The organism is Pseudoalteromonas arabiensis (assembly GCF_001550155.1).
In the GTDB taxonomy this organism is placed as follows: domain Bacteria; phylum Pseudomonadota; class Gammaproteobacteria; order Enterobacterales; family Alteromonadaceae; genus Pseudoalteromonas; species Pseudoalteromonas arabiensis.
Genome location: NZ_LRUF01000025.1, coordinates 42,349 through 58,361 on the forward strand (window position 1 = coordinate 42,349; position 16,013 = coordinate 58,361).

Here is a 16,013-nt window from a genome sequence, read left to right on the forward strand (position 1 = left end):
GAAATGGCACATAAAAAAGCAGCTGGTAGTACTCGTAACGGTCGCGATTCAGAAAGCAAACGCCTAGGTGTTAAGCGTTTTGGTGGCGAATCAGTTCTAGCGGGCAGCATCATTGTTCGTCAACGTGGTACTCGTTTCCACGCTGGCGCTAACGTAGGTATCGGTAAAGACCACACTATCTTCGCAAAAGCAGATGGTAAAGTTCAATTCGAACAGAAAGGTCCTTTAAACCGTAAATACGTAAATATCGTAGCTGAGTAATCATCTCGATATTTGAAAAACCCCGCCTTTGCGGGGTTTTTTGTTTTAAGGCACTCGATTATATAGCTAAGCATCTTCGGCACTGTACGAAGATGCTTAGCTATATAATTAGGTGTATAATAGAGTTATTAATAAGCCAATCTTAAAGTGAGTAATCATGAAGTTTGTAGATGAAGTAGAAATTCGTTGTGACGCGGGTGATGGCGGCAGCGGTGTCGTATCTTTCCGACGTGAAAAATATGTGCCGGATGGCGGTCCTGACGGCGGTGATGGCGGCGATGGTGGCAGTGTCTATTTACAAGCTGATGAAAACTTAAACACACTTATTGATTATCAATTTGAGCGTTTTCATAAAGCAGAGCGTGGCACAAATGGTCAAAGCCGTAATATGACGGGTAAAAAAGGTGCAGACCTTGTGTTAAAGGTGCCGGTTGGCACACGTATTACGGATGTTGATACTGAAGAGTCACTAGGTGACCTTACTCAACACGGTCAAAAAACGGCTGTTGCTAAAGGTGGTTTCCATGGCTTAGGGAATGCACGCTTTAAATCGAGCACAAACCGTGCTCCTCGTCAGAAAACATTGGGCACACCAGGTGAGGTTCGTAGTTTACGTTTAGAGCTAATGTTACTTGCAGATGTCGGTTTACTGGGTTTACCAAATGCAGGCAAGTCAACGTTCATTCGCAGCGTATCTGCAGCCAAACCGAAAGTGGCTGATTATCCGTTTACTACATTGGTACCAAACTTAGGCGTGGTTCGTCCTGATGCTAATAAGTCATTCGTTATTGCTGATATCCCAGGCTTAATTGAAGGCGCATCAGACGGTGCAGGTTTAGGCATTCGTTTCTTAAAGCATCTAGAGCGTTGTCGCGTACTTTTACATATTATTGATGTGATGCCTATTGATGGTTCGAACCCTGTCGATAATGCCTTTGCTATCATTAATGAGCTACACCAATACAGCCCTAAGCTTGCTGAGAAACCTCGCTGGTTAGTATTTAACAAGATTGATCTACTACCAGAAGATGAGGCTGAGGCTTTATGTAAGCAAATTGCTGAGGAGATAGGCGAAGAGACAAACGTGTATCAAATTTCAGCAGCAAATAAGCAAAATACGCAAGCCTTGTGCCATGACATTATGGCGCTATTGGATAGCATGCCAAAAGAGAAGTTTGCTGAAGAAGAAAAAGAAGAAGTTGAATTTAAGTGGGATACTTATCATCAAAAAGCAACATCGAAAGATGATGACGATTGGGATGATTGGGACGAAGATGACTACGACGTTGAAGTCATTTACGAACGTTAAAATTTTAAATAAAAAAGGAGCTTTTGCTCCTTTTTTGTTATTAAGAAAAAAGTATTAGGATTTAATGTGAAAATTTCAATGATTGCTGCAATGGCAAATAACCGTATTATTGGCCAAGATAATCAAATGCCATGGCATTTACCTGCTGACTTACAACACTTTAAGCAAGTAACAATGGCTAAACCTGTTATTATGGGCCGTAAAACATTTGAATCTATTGGCCGACCTTTACCAGGGCGTCAAAATATTATTATTAGCCGTAATGCGCAATATAAAGCTGAAGGCATTGAGGTTGTGACTTCGCCAGAAGCGGCGCTAGCCCTTGTAAAAGAAGAAGATGAAGTGATGATCATTGGTGGTGGAAACATCTATCAGCAATTTCTTGCTCAAGCTGAACGCCTATATTTAACCTTCATCGATTTGGATGTAGAAGGTGATACACAGTTCCCAGATTACGAAAATGTTGCTGATTGGACAATTGTAGAGCAAGAGCAGAAGCAACCAGATAACAAAAATCCTTATTCATATACCTTTGTTACCTTGTATAAAAATTCGTAACATTATTGCGATGAATCAGATTGATTGGTACAATAATAGTCAATCTTGGTAAGTAAAAAGTATTACATAAGGGCAAAATATGATAAAGCTACCAAATATGTTACTAGCTGCGGCGGTTGTTTCGGCTTCAGTTGCGTACACTGCACCCGTTAAAGCTAATGATCAACTAGCTGTTTCTATTTGTGAGTATATTGCTGCGGACGACAAAAGCCGTTTACGTGGTAAATTAAAAAGTTCACGTATTAAAATTCGTAACATCATTGATTCTGTAAAGTGTAATGGTAACAATATGCTTCGCCACGCGATTGAAAGCGGTGCAAATGATACCGGCGAATACATTGTTAAAAACCTTTCTAAAAGCTCTTTAGAAGACGGTGCAGACCTTGCTTGGGCTGAATCTAATCATAGTGGCTCGCCTCTTATTGCAGTTATTAAAGAGCGCGCAGGACTTTAATTCTAAAAGTCTTAAAAGCAAGCGTTTGAAAAACCGCACATGTTGCGGTTTTTTTGTGTCTGAGTGATATCAATCCGCAATAATACTCAATCATTTTGAGGGATTGAACCTGCGCTACCTGCGTTAAAAAGTTCTTATTTACGACACGGCATGGATGCAGAAGGTAGAGCAATGCAGGAGCAATTGCCGAAAACAACTTAATAACGAAATTTTGCCTTGTTATCAATGAGGTTTTATTGCCTCAAAACAGACCACTTAATTAAGCGAATTGGTATCATTGCTGTTCGCGAGACATTTATCAAATATTCCTGATTTTACTTATAAAAAAAACCGTATTTGCTATGGCAAACACGGTTTTTAGTAATCTAAATTGTCAGTCGCAATCTACACTTTAAACGCGTCAACAGATAAGCGAAGCTCCTCGGCAAGCTTAGCGACTTCAGAGCTTGAGATGTTGGTCTGGTTAGCCCCTTCTGCTGTTTGCTCTGCGATTGCAACGATTGACTCTAAGCGTTCGCTAATTTCTTGTGATACTTGCTGTTGCTCGTGTGCCGCTGTCGATATTTCCTCACTGACATTATGTGCTTGTGCAACGGCTGCTGTGATTGAATCAAGAGCTGTATTGGCCTGATCTGATTGCTCAACACATGATTCAGCTTGTTGCTTACCTTTCGACATAGCCGATACAGCAGCTTCAGCGCCAACCTGAAGCGATTCAATCATAGCTTGAATCTCTTGCGTAGACTCTTGTGTTTTACTTGCTAGAGAGCGTACTTCGTCTGCTACAACCGCAAAGCCTCGACCTTGTTCACCAGCACGTGCTGCTTCAATAGCGGCATTCAGTGCAAGCAGGTTAGTTTGTTCTGCAATACCACGAATTACATCTAAGATACCGCCAATCGACGCGCTGTCTTTATGAAGCTTATTGATAACTTGCGATGCATCATCCACCTCACGAGCAAGCTGTTCAATAGTTGCTTTGTTTTGCGATGAGATACCTTTAACACGATCCGCTTCTTTATCTGCGTTTTTAATTTCACTCAACGCCTGCTGTGCACTGCTGCTTACAGCTTGTGAGGTGCTGCTCATTTCAGTGGTTGCGGTGGCTGCCTGTTCAACCTGAGCTTGTTGGTTGCGGATGGCTTGGCTAGATTCTTCAGTGATTGCTGAAGTCTCTTCAGATGCCGCAGCAAGCTGAGTTGAACGAGAGATAATGCCTTGAATAAGCGTACGCAAGCTTTCGATTAGTGTATTACAGCTTCGCGATAACTCACCAAACTCATCTTTGGCAGTGTCATCTAAACGTTGGGTCATATCGCCACTTGCAACAATATCGAGTACTCGGTTTACCTCAGCAAGTGGTTTAGTGATACGACTAACGGTAATCGCTGCAACAGCAATGGCAAGTAAAGTTGCGATAACCATGGCAATCCAAGTCCAAATAGTTGCTGTAGATACATTACCACTTACATCTTGCTGTAAGTCGAAAGCAAGCACTGTCGATTGATCTACAAGCTCTTTAAGTTGCTTTAGGGCTTCTGCCGTCGATTTTTCTGCATTTGCCAGCTCAGCCTGAGTTTGTGCAATAGCATCAATCAAACGCTTTTTATTTGCAGATAAGCTGTTATTTCCTTTTACATTTTTAGCCAGTGCTTCGTAGTAGCCGTTCAGATCATTAAATAAACCCGCATTGCTATCAATAATAGCAGGGCGGATTAAACCTAAACTACGCTCAACTTCTTCAAGGTAGTATGTTTGCTCATTTTTTATGATATCGAGGGTGTTGTGGGTTTTAACCGTTAGCATGTCGGTACTATTTGTTACCACAGACTGAAAATTATTTTCCATGCTATTGGCTGCTTGATAAGCGCGTGAGTTGTTTTCTTCAAGTCCATCGATGTCAATAATATCAAGCACGACTGAGTTGGCGTCTTCAGCACTGATCTCAATCTCTTCTAATTGAGTGCGAAGGGTTTTGTTAAGTTCTAATTGGGTTTTCTTATCGGCAAATAAGTTATCGACAGATTTAACAAAGCGTTTGTAGGTTTGCTCAACTTGCTGGCTGCTTTGCTTAAGTTCAGGATCGTTACTAACAACATCTTGTAAATCTTTATATGAGCTATCGTAGCGCTTTTTCTGCTCATTAAAGTTTTTGCGTAAGCTTGCAAGCTCATCTTGAGAAGCTGAATAAAAGCTCGCTTGAGCAGATTTACTCATTAAAATGAACTCGACCTGTAATTCATAACTTTTGTCTAAAGCAGGCAACGATAGTTGGTTCACTCGCTGTGTTGATTGATCAATACTGGTAATTCTGATCAATGAGTTACCACCAATAAATAGCAGGAGTAACGTAATGACAATGAAGCCACCCCAAATACGCTGTCTAACGGTCAAGTTCATAAATAATTCCACAAAAGAGTACTAATCCAAATTTATCGGCAGAGTTACCAATAAGTTAAGTATTTAAATTTAATTAGCTTTAATTTAAATTTACTTTAATTGTTATAAATCTAACAGATGTTCAGCTAATTTTCAGTTTATTTTAGATGAAAGAGTGGGAACTTTCGATAAAATGCTTCTTTTGTGCGAGTTCCATGAGTGTCATGCTCCCACCCCAAACGCAACCTGTATCAAGTCCATGCACATTTTCTTTATTGGTTTTCCCTTCAAGAGCAGCCCAGTGGCCAAAAACAACGTGTTGTTTTAATTGTGAAATGTTAGGGTGTTCAAACCAAGGTATTATTGAGCTATTGTCACTAACATTGGTTTTATTATTTAACTCAAGCTTGCCATCAATATCGACAAAGCGCATACGTGTAAAGTAGTTAACAATATAGCGAAACTTGGCTTCGTTGCTTAAAGTTGATTGCCACTCATTAGGGTGGGGGTCGTACATATGAGTGAAGTAATGATTGGCATCACTACCTTGATAGCAACTTTCTGCAAAGCGAGCGCGCTTTAATGCTTTTTTAATGGACCAGTTTGGATTTAAGCCAGCATGGCTGATAAAAGTGTCGTACTGTGCAAGCCAAATTGCAAGAGGTTGATGCTGAAGAAACTGGATATAGTCAGCACGTTTAGGGCTGTCAAAAACCGAGTCGAGTTTATCTTTTGGGTTTGCCGGTTTATTTAGATAGTGACAGGCAATGAGGTGAAGGTCATGATTGCCTAAACTGATACTGACACTGCCTTGCATATTATAGAGCCGTTCAAGGCAAGCAAGAGAATTAGGGCCTCTGGCGACAATATCACCGACTAAGTAGAGGTGATCTTGGCTAGGATTAAAGTTAACACGCTCGAGGAGCCTGTTAAATTCAAAATAGCAGCCTTGTAGATCACCAATTGCGTAGTCGGCCATTGTTACTTAATGCAGTATATTAGGGCGAGCTAGACGAAACACGTCAATGGGGGCTTCAAATTCAGTGCCGAATTCATTGCGCATTGTATAATAGCCTTGCATTGTGCCAACAGGTGTATCGAGCACAGCACCACTGGTGTATTTGTAACTTTCGCCAGGGGCAATGGTTGGTGTTTCACCAACAACACCTTCGCCCTGTACTTCAACTTCTTTACCATTAGCATCCGTTATTAACCAATAACGGCTCAATAGCTTAGCGCTGCACAAACTGTGATTTTTAATAGTGATAGAGTAGGCAAAAACGTATTTATCCTGTTCAGGTTCTGATTGCCCTTCAACATAAAAGGTCTCCACAGAGACTTTTATAGGTGAACCCAGATTACTGCTTGTTGTCATAAATCCAATTAGCTATATCAATAAATTGTTGTAAAGACAGGCTTTCTGCACGAAGCGTGATATCAATGCCAATACTTGTGAGCTCCTCAGCTGTAAGTAGGTTTGATAAACTGTTACGTAATGTTTTACGGCGTTGATTAAATGCTTCTAAACAGACCGTGTTTAATAGTTTGGTACTTTTTGCACTACGTTGCTCAGGCTTTTTAGGGATTAAACGGATGACCGCTGAGTCAACTTTAGGCGCAGGCTTAAAGCACTCTGGCGGAACATCAATCACTGGCATCGCGTGGCAATAGTACTGGGTCATCACACTTAAACGACCAAATGCTTTGCTACCAGGGCCTGCTACCATGCGCTTCACGACTTCTTTTTGTAGCATGAAGTGCATATGTTCAACATTGTCTGCAAATTCAAATAGATGAAAGAGTAGCGGTGTTGAGACGTTGTATGGCAAGTTACCAAATATTTTTAGCTTTTCATCTGCTTTTATCAAAGCACTGAAGTCGAACTTCATAGCATCACCTTGATGCACAGTTAACTTAGGTCCTAAAAAAGGGTGACTGGTTAAACGCTCGGCTAGATCTTTATCTAGTTCAACAACAGTTAAATGGCCGCTTAGCTCAGCCACAGGCTCAGTAATAGCCCCAAGGCCTGGGCCGATTTCTACTAAATTGTCTTCAGGTTTAGGATCAATAGCCGTGACTATTTTGTCGATGATCATGTCATCATTTAAAAAGTTTTGACCAAAACGCTTACGGGCGCGATGTCCTAAATGTACTTTATCTGTCATTGATTTTGTGCTTTTTCATGGGCGAGCTTAATCGCTTCGCGGATTGCTAATTCAAAACTACCCACATCAGCTGTACCAGTTCCAGCGAGATCGAGAGCTGTACCATGATCGACTGATGTGCGAATAAATGGCAATCCAAGGGTGATGTTAACTGAATTGCCGAAACCTTTGTATTTTAGCACAGGTAATCCCTGATCGTGATACATTGCGAGTACCGCGTCTGCCTGAGATAAATATTTATCTTGGAAAAGGGTATCGGCGGGTAATGGCCCTATTAAGTTCATACCTTGATTATTTAAAAGCTCAAGTGTTGGTGTTATCGTTTCGATTTCTTCACGGCCTAGGTGGCCATCTTCACCTGCATGCGGGTTTAAACCACATACTAAGATACGTGGCTTTTCGATTCCAAACTTGGTTTGTAAATCATGGTTTAAAATTGTGGCAACCTTGCTCAGACGTTCTACTGTAATTGCTCGTGAAACATAAGCCAGTGGTATATGAGTGGTAACAAGCGCAACACGTAAGCCCTCAGTGGCTAATAGCATAACAACATCGGCGGTATTTGATTGCTGAGCAAAATACTCAGTGTGACCACTAAATGAGATACCCGCTTTATTGATAATACCTTTATGCACGGGGCCAGTGACTACAGCAGCAAAGGTGCCATCCATGTTTTTTTCGCTGGCAATACGTAATGTGTCTAAGACATACTGTCCGTTGGCATCATTTAACACGCCAACTTCAACCTCTTCACCAAGATCAACTTGATGTAAATAAACACTCCCTGCAGGAGCCGTTGTAGGTGCTTGATTCTCATCAAACTTAATCAGGTCGATTGATAATCCTAGTTGCTTAGCGCGCTCTTTTAATAGCGCGCCATCAGCGATCACAACCAGTTGAGCATCCCATTGATGTTGAGCTAGTTTTATTAGTAAATCTGGGCCTATGCCGGCAGGCTCACCTGGGGTTATTGCTACTCTAATTGTCATGACGCTTATTCTGCCGGAAAGATATCAACATGGGCTTGTTCACGCATTTCTTGCTGCCAGTTGAAGCTTTCCTCTTTAAATTTACGGTTAAACAGTAATTGGTGAGCACGGTTGCGTTTTGCCAGTTCTGTTTTGTCTGCTACGCGTTTGCCCAGAAGTTGTACAATGTGCCAGCCGAACTGAGTTCTAAATGGTTCACTGATTTCATCTTTTTCTAATGAAAGAAGAGTGTTTTTAAACTCAGGTACATAGGTACTAGGGTCAGTCCAATCGTACTCGCCACCTTTTAATGCTGAACCTGGGTCTTCAGAGTATTCTTTTGCAAGCTCTGCAAAGTCAGCTTTGCCTTCACGTAGCTCTTTTGCGAAGCCTTTTAGCATATCACGGGCTTTCTCTTCACTTAAGATGATTGAAGGCTTAATAAGAATATGGCGAGAGCGTACTTCTGTTGTTTCAACAACTTGGCGTCCACGTACGTCTTGAACTTTAATAATATGAAAGCCTGCGCCTGAGCGAAGTGGGCCAACAATATCATCTTTTTTATGGCCTTTTACTGCCTCAGCAAAAAGAGAGGGCATTTCATTGATGCTCATCCAGCCTAGTTGACCACCTTCAAGTGCTTTTGAGCCACTTGATGATGAAATTGCAATACGTTTGAACTCTTTACCATCTTCTAAGAACTCGATGACTTTATCTGCGCGAGTTTTTGCGCTCGCAATTTCATCAGGTGTTGCATCACTTGGGATATCAATCAAGATATGACCGATGTCATACTCTTCGGCATTTTTACCCTGAGTTTCCATGATTTTTAAAAGGTTATCGATTTCTTGTGGGCTAATATAAATTCGGCGATCGACATTGGCACGCATCACTTGCTGGGTTGTTATTTCTTTACGGATTTCTTCGCGATACGCAGGGAAACTTTCACCTGACGCTTCTATCGTGCGACGTAAATCAGCGATGCTACCGCCTTGCTCACGCGCCATGTTTTCGAGGGTCTGATCAAGTTGTGAATCAGAAATCTCAAGACCCATACGCTCGGCAAGTTGCATCATAAGCGCTTGGTTTACTAAACGCTCAATTGCTTGAATACGCAGGGTGTCATCAGAAGGAAGCTCTTGACCTTGTTCTGCTGCTTGCGCTTTAACACGATTAATAATCGTGTCGACTTCACTTTGTAAGATTACGCCTTGGTTAACTACACCAACCACTTTGTCAATTTCGACAGGCTTGGCGAAAACGCTTTGGCATAGGCCAACTGTTAATAATGCAGATGCAAATAATTTTTTAAAATTCATATTTTTTCTAATACTCTTGCTAATAGTACTGCGGTACTAGTTATTAAGAAAATACGGTCTACGATAGCCAAAAATACCTTGTTGTAATAATTTTTGCGCATCATAACGGCTTTTACTTCCAAGTCCTTTTAATACAATATTAAAACCAATACTGGTATCAAAAGTAGCTTGTTCTTGGCCTATCGCTTGATTCAAATCAGTTTCGATTTGGCGACGGCCTGTAATTTGAAACGCCCAACAGCACGATTCATACTGAAGACCGGTGAAAACTTCAATACTACGACCACTTTCTAAATCGCGGTGGTAGCTACCAACAAATTGCCAATCTCTTGTTAGTGGAATACTCGTAAATAAACCAACTTGTTCGATTGTATTGCCTGAGACATCATTTGCATAGCGATGGTTCAATTGTACAAGCTGTTTATCATCACCTTTATAATCTAAGGTGACATTAGATTGGATGATTTCTTTACCGTCGGTGTCATATTGAATACCACCAGACAAATACCAGCGACGGTGCCAATGTAACATGGTTTGCGCTGCAAACAAGGCATTGTAATTGGTATCTGTGCCTAATCCTTGAGATGTTGGTTTTGCTTCGTCGCTTAAATAGAATATTTGACCGGCACTAAAATTAAAGACTTCTTCATTATCGTTACTAAATAAACGCGTTGTTGCACCGAGTGTAAACTGGTTCGCTGTTGCAATACGATCGATACCTGAAAAGCGACGATCTCGAAACAACCCAAAAAAGTCATCTTGTAATTTAGTGGTGTCGTACAGGCCAATATTTGATTGATCTTTATTTGGTGTATACAAATACTGAATCTGTGGCTCTAGAGTTTGTATACCGTCTTTAAAGAAAAAAGCGGTTTCACGTTCAAAGTTTAGTTGGCTGTATAAACGGACTTTTGGCAGGGTACGCGTGACTTTTTCATCAAAATTAGTTCCGCTCAAATCACCATGCTGGTTATATTCTGTATGCAGTAAACTGACCTCAGATAAGAATGACCATGCATATTCTTGATAGCCTAAGCTTGCTTTGGGCTCAATGTGAAGACGGCTTGCTTCATCAATCACAGCATTATCATTGGTGAAATAGCTTAATTCACCATCAAGGGTCAAATCGACACCATAAAAATCATAGGCATCAGTTTGCGAAAAGCTGATTTGCGGTAAGGCGGCATATGAATCTTTATGATCTCCCAGTACCTCAAAGCTTTGTAATTTGATATTGGTGCGCCACGTTTCTCCTAAATGCGTCAAAGAACCTGTGCGGTAAAGCTGAGTATCTGTGCGCGTTGCATAGCTTGAATTTAAATCTGTTAGGTAATTATCATCACTGACGTTAGTTACATCGATTGCACCACGCCAATTTTCGCCAAAGTAGCTTTGTTGTTGCCAGTGAAATAAATAACGTGAGTCAACATTCGGCTCTTCGTCATCTTTATCTAAGTACTCGACGGCAACTAAACCATTGTTATGTTCAGTCAGGTAACGGAACTCACCAATCATCTGTAAACCACGTTTAGACATATAACGCGGGGTAATAGTCGCATCGTAATTTGGTGCGATATTCCAGTAATAAGGGGTGATGGTTTCAATCCCGTAACGGCCTGAGCTTGAGAAGTTAGGTGTGAGTAAACCTGACTTACGGCGATCATCTAACGGGAACGTAAAATACGGTAAGTATAAAACAGGCGTATCAAACACACGCAGAACAGTATTATGGGTTTCGCCCCAGCCATCATCACTTGATAGATCAATTTTATCAGCTTCGATTGTCCACACGGGTGTTTCACCAGGGCAGGTAGTAAAGCTTGCGTTCATCAGGTTTAGGCCAGACTGATTAACCGTTAGTTTTTCTGCACCACCATGACCAAGTTGGTCGGTGAGCTTATAGTCTGCACCCAGTAAGCTTAACTCTGAGTTATTTAAATCAGCATTGAGTCCCGAGCTGTTAATTTGGCTTACCTTATCGCGATAGACGATAGGCCCAGTTGCATTAAGTAGACCACGTTGTTTGTCAATCAGTGCACTTTGTGCGGACAAATTCATCGTTAGGGTGTTAATATCTACGTTGCCGGTAAATTCTGCGCTTTGGGTGCCCAATAGTTCAATATCATCAGATTTGATATCGATCATATTAAGTTCAAGGCCTGGGAGCGGTTGCCAAGCTCTGGTTTGCATTGAAGTGCCACAAAAATTGTGTGTCAGTTCAGTTTCGGCGAACGATGGTGCGCTAAGTACGCTTAGCATCATTATGCCCCAGGTTTTGCTCATTTAATGACCTTAATGCTCTTTGGTTGGATATAAGCTAGACATAATAAAGGAAAACAATGGCAAATACAGTAATTGACTTAGTGAAAAATAGATATCTTACTAAATGAATCGTTATAAAAGTTTACAGCAGTTTTTAAATCCTCACTTTAAAGAGGATGAATATCAGTTAGCCGCCATTACTGGTGATGCAAGTTTTCGCCGCTATTTTCGTGTAAATACAGGCGATCATAGCTATATCGTCATGGATTCAGACCCAAATAAATTAGATAACACACCTTACATTGAACTTAATAAAGTGTTTTCTAAGCATGGCTTTAAATTACCAAAAATTCTTCAAGCAGACGAGAAGCAAGGGTTTTTCTTATTAAGTGACTTAGGTAATACACACTTAGCTGATTTACTTGGTGATAATGATCGCACCTCACACTATAAACACTTAATAAAATTAAGTGCGCAATGGGCTCAAATCCCGCCAGCCCAGCATATGAAAGTATTTGATAGTGAATTTTTACAGTTTGAACTAAGCATATTCAAAGAATGGTTAGTTGATGCGTTTATTGGTTACACGATGCTGGATGAGCAGCAAAGCATGTGGCAGCGAGTATGTGAGTTACTGATAAATAATGCCCTTGAACAACCTAAAGTAACAGTGCACCGTGACTTTCACAGCCGTAATATTATGCGTACCGGCCAGCAGTGGGCGATTATTGATTATCAAGACGCAGTGCAAGGACCTGTTTGCTACGATCTCGTATCTTTATTAAGAGATTGCTATTTTCAGTTACCAGAAAAAGAGCTCGACTATTTATTACACTATGCGTATGACGAGTTTATCGCGCAGCAACTTATCAATGACGTACCATTTTCAGCGTTTAAGCGCTGGTTTGATTTAACCGGTGTGCAACGTCACTTAAAAGCCGCAGGCATATTTTGCCGCTTAAAATTACGCGATGGTAAGTCAGGTTATTTGAATAATGTACTGCCCACCCTTAAATACATTAGTAGCGTAAGTAAAGAATACCCTGAGCTTGAAACATTAAGTGAATGGATGGAAACAATCATTATTCCTTTAACTGAAAAGCGGTTAGCGGTAGAGATAAAATGAAAGCTATGATTTTAGCTGCAGGACGTGGCAAGCGGATGATGCCACTGACCGAGCAGCTACCAAAGCCAATGCTTAAGGTTGCTAATAAGCCATTACTTGAGCACCATATTAATAATTTACGCCAAGCAGGTATTGTCGATATTGTCATTAATCTTGCGTGGCAAGGCGATAAAATAAAAAGTCACTTTGGTGATGGAGCTGCTTTTGGTGTGAATATTCAATACAGTCAAGAGCCCGAAGGCGGACTTGAAACAGCTGGGGGAATTATCCACGCTCTTCCTTTGCTAGGGGAGCAATTTGTGGTGATAAATGGTGATGTATTTTCTGATTATGATGTCAGCTCATTAACTCAGCTACATTTGCACTCTGGTGAGGCGCATATCGTACTGGTTGAAAACCCAAGCCATAACCCTGCAGGAGACTTCGCGTTGAGCCACATGAGCCCTGAGAGTCAGAAGTATACATTTTCTGGAATTAGCCGATACCATAGTGACTTTTTTAAAGACCTTGAAGCTGGAGTGCTTGCGTTAGGTCCTATTTTACGTGAAAGATTAGCTGAACACCGCGTGTCAACTGAGTTGTATATTGGTCAATGGAATGATATTGGCACACCAGCTAGGCTCGATGAGTTAAATCAGCGCTTAGCTGCTCAAGATTTTTAAGAGGATGTATTGACGATGTGGGGAAAAGTACTGGGTTTTTGTTTTGGCTTTATGTTTGGAAAATTCATAGGTGCTTTACTCGGTTTATACCTTGGTCATATGTTTGATCGCAGCTTAAAGCAAGACTTTGATAAAGCGGGGGGCTTTTCAGGTTTGTTTAAAGGCGATGATATTAACGAACGCCAAGCACTGTTCTTCTCGAGTTGTTTTGCTGTGATGGGGCACATTGCTAAATCAAACGGTCGAGTAAGTGAAACTCACATTCGTGCCGCAAGTTTGTTTATGGATGAGATGAACTTGTCAGGTGATGAGCGTCGCGAAGCACAAGATGCGTTTCGAAGTGGTAAAGAAAGTGACTTTTCACTAAAAGAAACGGTTCATGATTTTAAAGAACGTTTCGCACGCCGCCATGACTTATTACAACTATTTTTAGAAATACAAATTCAAATGGCGTTTTCCGATGGTCATTTAGCTGAACAAGAAAAGCAATTATTGCAAGAGGTCAGCAAACAATTAGGAATATCTCGTACTCAGTTTTCATTTTTACTTAAACGTTATCAAGCAGAGTTTGCATTTCGTCAGCAGCAACAACGCTTTTATGAGCAGCAAAATCAACAGCGCAGCTCGCATAATGAGCATCAAGGTCATCGGGTGCCACCGAATAATGGTATGAACCGTGCTCAAGCCTTAGCATTACTTGGATTAAGCAATGATGCAACTTCGCGTGATATCAAAGTTGCGTATCGAAAGCTCATGGCGCAGCATCACCCAGATAAGCTGGTGTCACAGGGTCTACCAAAACATATGATGGAAGTCGCAGTAAAGAAAAGTCAGGATATTCAAGCTGCGTACGAATACTTAAAAAAGGCGGCGTAGAAAGCCGTCTACCTCTTTGAGCAGCCGCTCGTGTTGTTCAGGCTCAGTGGGTAAGCCAAACAGTTCCCTTTGACGATAATCGTACTTTGCATGGCGTTTTACCCAGCGCTTTCGCTCATAAGCACTGTGTACGATATCTTGATTACCCTCACTGTAAAATATATCCAGTAGCGGTGGGCTGATTGTCGATAGTGTTGCGTTAAGGTGCTGGTTTCGCTCACCATTTGGTAAATAACCACTTAGGCTGATAAATGCGTTTACACTGGTATTAGGGAAACTGGCGTAATGTTCAATTAATAGCCCTGCGCTGGCACCTTGTGCAAGGACAATAATAGCGCCTTGTTCATCTAAGGCATTATTATAGAGCGCATTAAAGCGAGTAATTAGTTTGAGCTTATAGTCATTGAGTACAGCATCACTAATTGTTGGAGTTGCAGAGGCGAAGTGAGGAGTTTGCTCTTTTGGCTCTGTTGATGCTGTCGCAGTGTCACTTTGTGTATTGTTTGATTGTGTATCCGTGTCAGCAGGATGCCAATCTATATCAGGCATCGTCATGGCTGAAGTGGCATAACCTAAGTCATTAAGCTGTTTACGTAGAAAGTTTAGGCCAGTATTACTGGTCGGCGGGTGTTGCCAATCTGGAATGATTAAAACCACTCCTCGTTGAGTTGCCGCCATCGATTGACGATAAAGACAGATAAACTCATCATCACCAGCAAGCAAGGTACGCACCTCACCATCAGGAATAAAGCGCTGAATATCGTTACTAACGATACTTGACCAAGGTGTTGGTTGAATGAAGTCGAGTGCACTTACATTGCTTATAAACGCAAAACTAGTGGCGTAAAGTAATGTATTTAATGCTCTTGAAGTCATGCCGATATCCTAACTGAAGTCTAATTAGACTATCGGCACCTCATGCTAAATATTTAGCAATATTATTGTTAAAACTCAGGCGTGGCTTCAAAAACCATTTCTTTACCACTGACAGGGTGAGCCAAACTGAGCATTTCTGCATGCAGTTGCAGTCTTGGCGCCATCGCTAATGCTGCTGGGTGGGCGTACAGTCTATCCCCTAAAATAGGATGGCCTAAAGACAGCATATGAACACGTAATTGATGCGAGCGCCCAGTAATTGGAGTGAGCTCTACACGAGTTGCATTGTCTTCATGCTCAAGCACTTTAAAATGAGTTAATGAAGGTTTGCCATTGTCATGGTCAACCATCTGCTTTGGACGATTAGGCCAATCACAAATAAGAGGTAAATCCACTGAGCCAGTTGGTTGTTCGAGTTTACCAAACACGCGTGCAATATAACGTTTAGCGGTTTTTCTATCTTGAAATTGCATGCTTAAGTTACGATGCGCTTCTTTGTGCATTGCTAAACAAATAATTCCCGAGGTTGCCATATCTAAGCGGTGCACAATTTTTGCTGTTGGAAATACGCGATTAACCCGTGCAATTAGGCAGTCGGCGTGTTTTGGATCTTTCCCTGGTACAGTGAGTAAGCCGCTTGGTTTATTCACAATAAGCAAGTCATCGTCTTGATAAACAATACTTAAATAAGGTGTCATTGGGGGATTATAATTGAGTAACACAGCCAGCCTCGATGATTTTCTAGAGCGCTATTTTAAAGGAGCTGAGAGAGTTACACAAATGTTGATGGCAGTGCTT

The 16,013-nt window shown here is 41.3% G+C and carries 16 protein-coding genes; 7 read left to right on the forward strand and 9 right to left on the reverse strand.

Features of this window, described 5'->3' with window-relative positions; translation table 11 throughout:
- The first annotated feature begins 3 nt into the window (after positions 1–3).
- The 4 genes from rpmA (at position 4) to PAARA_RS16430 (ending at position 2,582) form a co-directional block, all read left to right on the forward strand.
- Positions 4–261 (forward strand): 50S ribosomal protein L27, encoded by a 258-nt coding sequence (rpmA, locus tag PAARA_RS16415; protein WP_054551015.1) that lies wholly within the window; start codon positions 4–6, stop codon positions 259–261.
- 157 nt (positions 262–418) lie between these two features.
- A complete protein-coding gene (gene cgtA, locus PAARA_RS16420; protein ID WP_062570082.1) occupies positions 419–1,570 on the forward strand; it encodes an Obg family GTPase CgtA in 1,152 nt (383 codons plus the stop codon).
- 78 nt (positions 1,571–1,648) lie between these two features.
- Positions 1,649–2,128 (forward strand): type 3 dihydrofolate reductase, encoded by a 480-nt coding sequence (gene folA, locus PAARA_RS16425; RefSeq protein ID WP_083515346.1) that lies wholly within the window; start codon positions 1,649–1,651, stop codon positions 2,126–2,128.
- Positions 2,129–2,207: 79 nt separating this feature from the next.
- Complete coding sequence (locus PAARA_RS16430) at positions 2,208–2,582, forward strand: DUF3718 domain-containing protein (RefSeq protein WP_062570084.1); 375 nt, start codon at positions 2,208–2,210, stop codon at positions 2,580–2,582.
- 384 nt (positions 2,583–2,966) lie between these two features.
- Here PAARA_RS16430 and PAARA_RS16435 read toward each other — a convergent pair whose 3' ends face one another.
- From PAARA_RS16435 to lptD, 7 genes are all read right to left on the reverse strand, one after another.
- Positions 2,967–4,982 (reverse strand): methyl-accepting chemotaxis protein, encoded by a 2,016-nt coding sequence (locus tag PAARA_RS16435; protein ID WP_062570085.1) that lies wholly within the window; start codon positions 4,980–4,982, stop codon positions 2,967–2,969.
- Between the two features lie 142 nt (positions 4,983–5,124).
- On the reverse strand, positions 5,125–5,940 hold the full coding sequence (locus tag PAARA_RS16440; protein ID WP_062570086.1) for a symmetrical bis(5'-nucleosyl)-tetraphosphatase: 816 nt from the start codon (positions 5,938–5,940) through the stop codon (positions 5,125–5,127).
- 6 nt (positions 5,941–5,946) lie between these two features.
- Positions 5,947–6,336 carry a Co2+/Mg2+ efflux protein ApaG gene (gene apaG / locus PAARA_RS16445; RefSeq protein ID WP_036965974.1) on the reverse strand — a complete coding sequence of 130 codons (390 nt, stop codon included), beginning with the start codon at positions 6,334–6,336 and terminating at the stop codon, positions 5,947–5,949.
- On the reverse strand, positions 6,320–7,126 hold the full coding sequence (rsmA, locus tag PAARA_RS16450; protein ID WP_062570087.1) for a 16S rRNA (adenine(1518)-N(6)/adenine(1519)-N(6))-dimethyltransferase RsmA: 807 nt from the start codon (positions 7,124–7,126) through the stop codon (positions 6,320–6,322). The genes apaG and rsmA overlap by 17 nt, the downstream gene beginning before the upstream one ends.
- The gene (gene pdxA / locus PAARA_RS16455; RefSeq protein WP_062570088.1) at positions 7,123–8,115 is read right to left on the reverse strand and encodes a 4-hydroxythreonine-4-phosphate dehydrogenase PdxA; all 993 of its coding nucleotides are present in this window, start codon (positions 8,113–8,115) and stop codon (positions 7,123–7,125) included. The genes rsmA and pdxA overlap by 4 nt, the downstream gene beginning before the upstream one ends.
- Before the next feature lie 5 nt (positions 8,116–8,120).
- Positions 8,121–9,413, reverse strand: coding sequence for a peptidylprolyl isomerase SurA (gene surA / locus PAARA_RS16460; RefSeq protein ID WP_062570089.1), 1,293 nt, complete (start codon positions 9,411–9,413; stop codon positions 8,121–8,123).
- A gap of 36 nt (positions 9,414–9,449) precedes the next feature.
- Positions 9,450–11,696 (reverse strand): LPS assembly protein LptD, encoded by a 2,247-nt coding sequence (lptD, locus tag PAARA_RS16465; protein ID WP_062570090.1) that lies wholly within the window; start codon positions 11,694–11,696, stop codon positions 9,450–9,452.
- Between the two features lie 103 nt (positions 11,697–11,799).
- Between lptD and PAARA_RS16470 the strand changes: the two genes are divergently transcribed.
- The 3 genes from PAARA_RS16470 to djlA are packed head-to-tail and all read left to right on the forward strand — an operon-like array spanning position 11,800 to position 14,339.
- A complete protein-coding gene (locus PAARA_RS16470; protein WP_062570091.1) occupies positions 11,800–12,801 on the forward strand; it encodes an aminoglycoside phosphotransferase family protein in 1,002 nt (333 codons plus the stop codon).
- Positions 12,798–13,463, forward strand: a complete 666-nt coding sequence (murU, locus tag PAARA_RS16475; protein ID WP_062570092.1) for an N-acetylmuramate alpha-1-phosphate uridylyltransferase MurU — start codon at positions 12,798–12,800, stop codon at positions 13,461–13,463. The genes PAARA_RS16470 and murU overlap by 4 nt, the downstream gene beginning before the upstream one ends.
- A gap of 15 nt (positions 13,464–13,478) precedes the next feature.
- Positions 13,479–14,339 (forward strand): co-chaperone DjlA, encoded by an 861-nt coding sequence (gene djlA, locus PAARA_RS16480; RefSeq protein ID WP_062570093.1) that lies wholly within the window; start codon positions 13,479–13,481, stop codon positions 14,337–14,339.
- Here the strand turns inward: djlA and PAARA_RS16485 are convergent.
- Together PAARA_RS16485 and rluA are read right to left on the reverse strand one after the other, a co-directional pair.
- Positions 14,322–15,215, reverse strand: a complete 894-nt coding sequence (locus tag PAARA_RS16485) for a DUF3530 family protein (protein ID WP_083515343.1) — start codon at positions 15,213–15,215, stop codon at positions 14,322–14,324. The genes djlA and PAARA_RS16485 overlap by 18 nt on opposite strands.
- A gap of 68 nt (positions 15,216–15,283) precedes the next feature.
- Positions 15,284–15,937, reverse strand: a complete 654-nt coding sequence (gene rluA, locus PAARA_RS16490) for a bifunctional tRNA pseudouridine(32) synthase/23S rRNA pseudouridine(746) synthase RluA (protein WP_062570094.1) — start codon at positions 15,935–15,937, stop codon at positions 15,284–15,286.
- Positions 15,938–16,013: the final 76 nt, after the last annotated feature.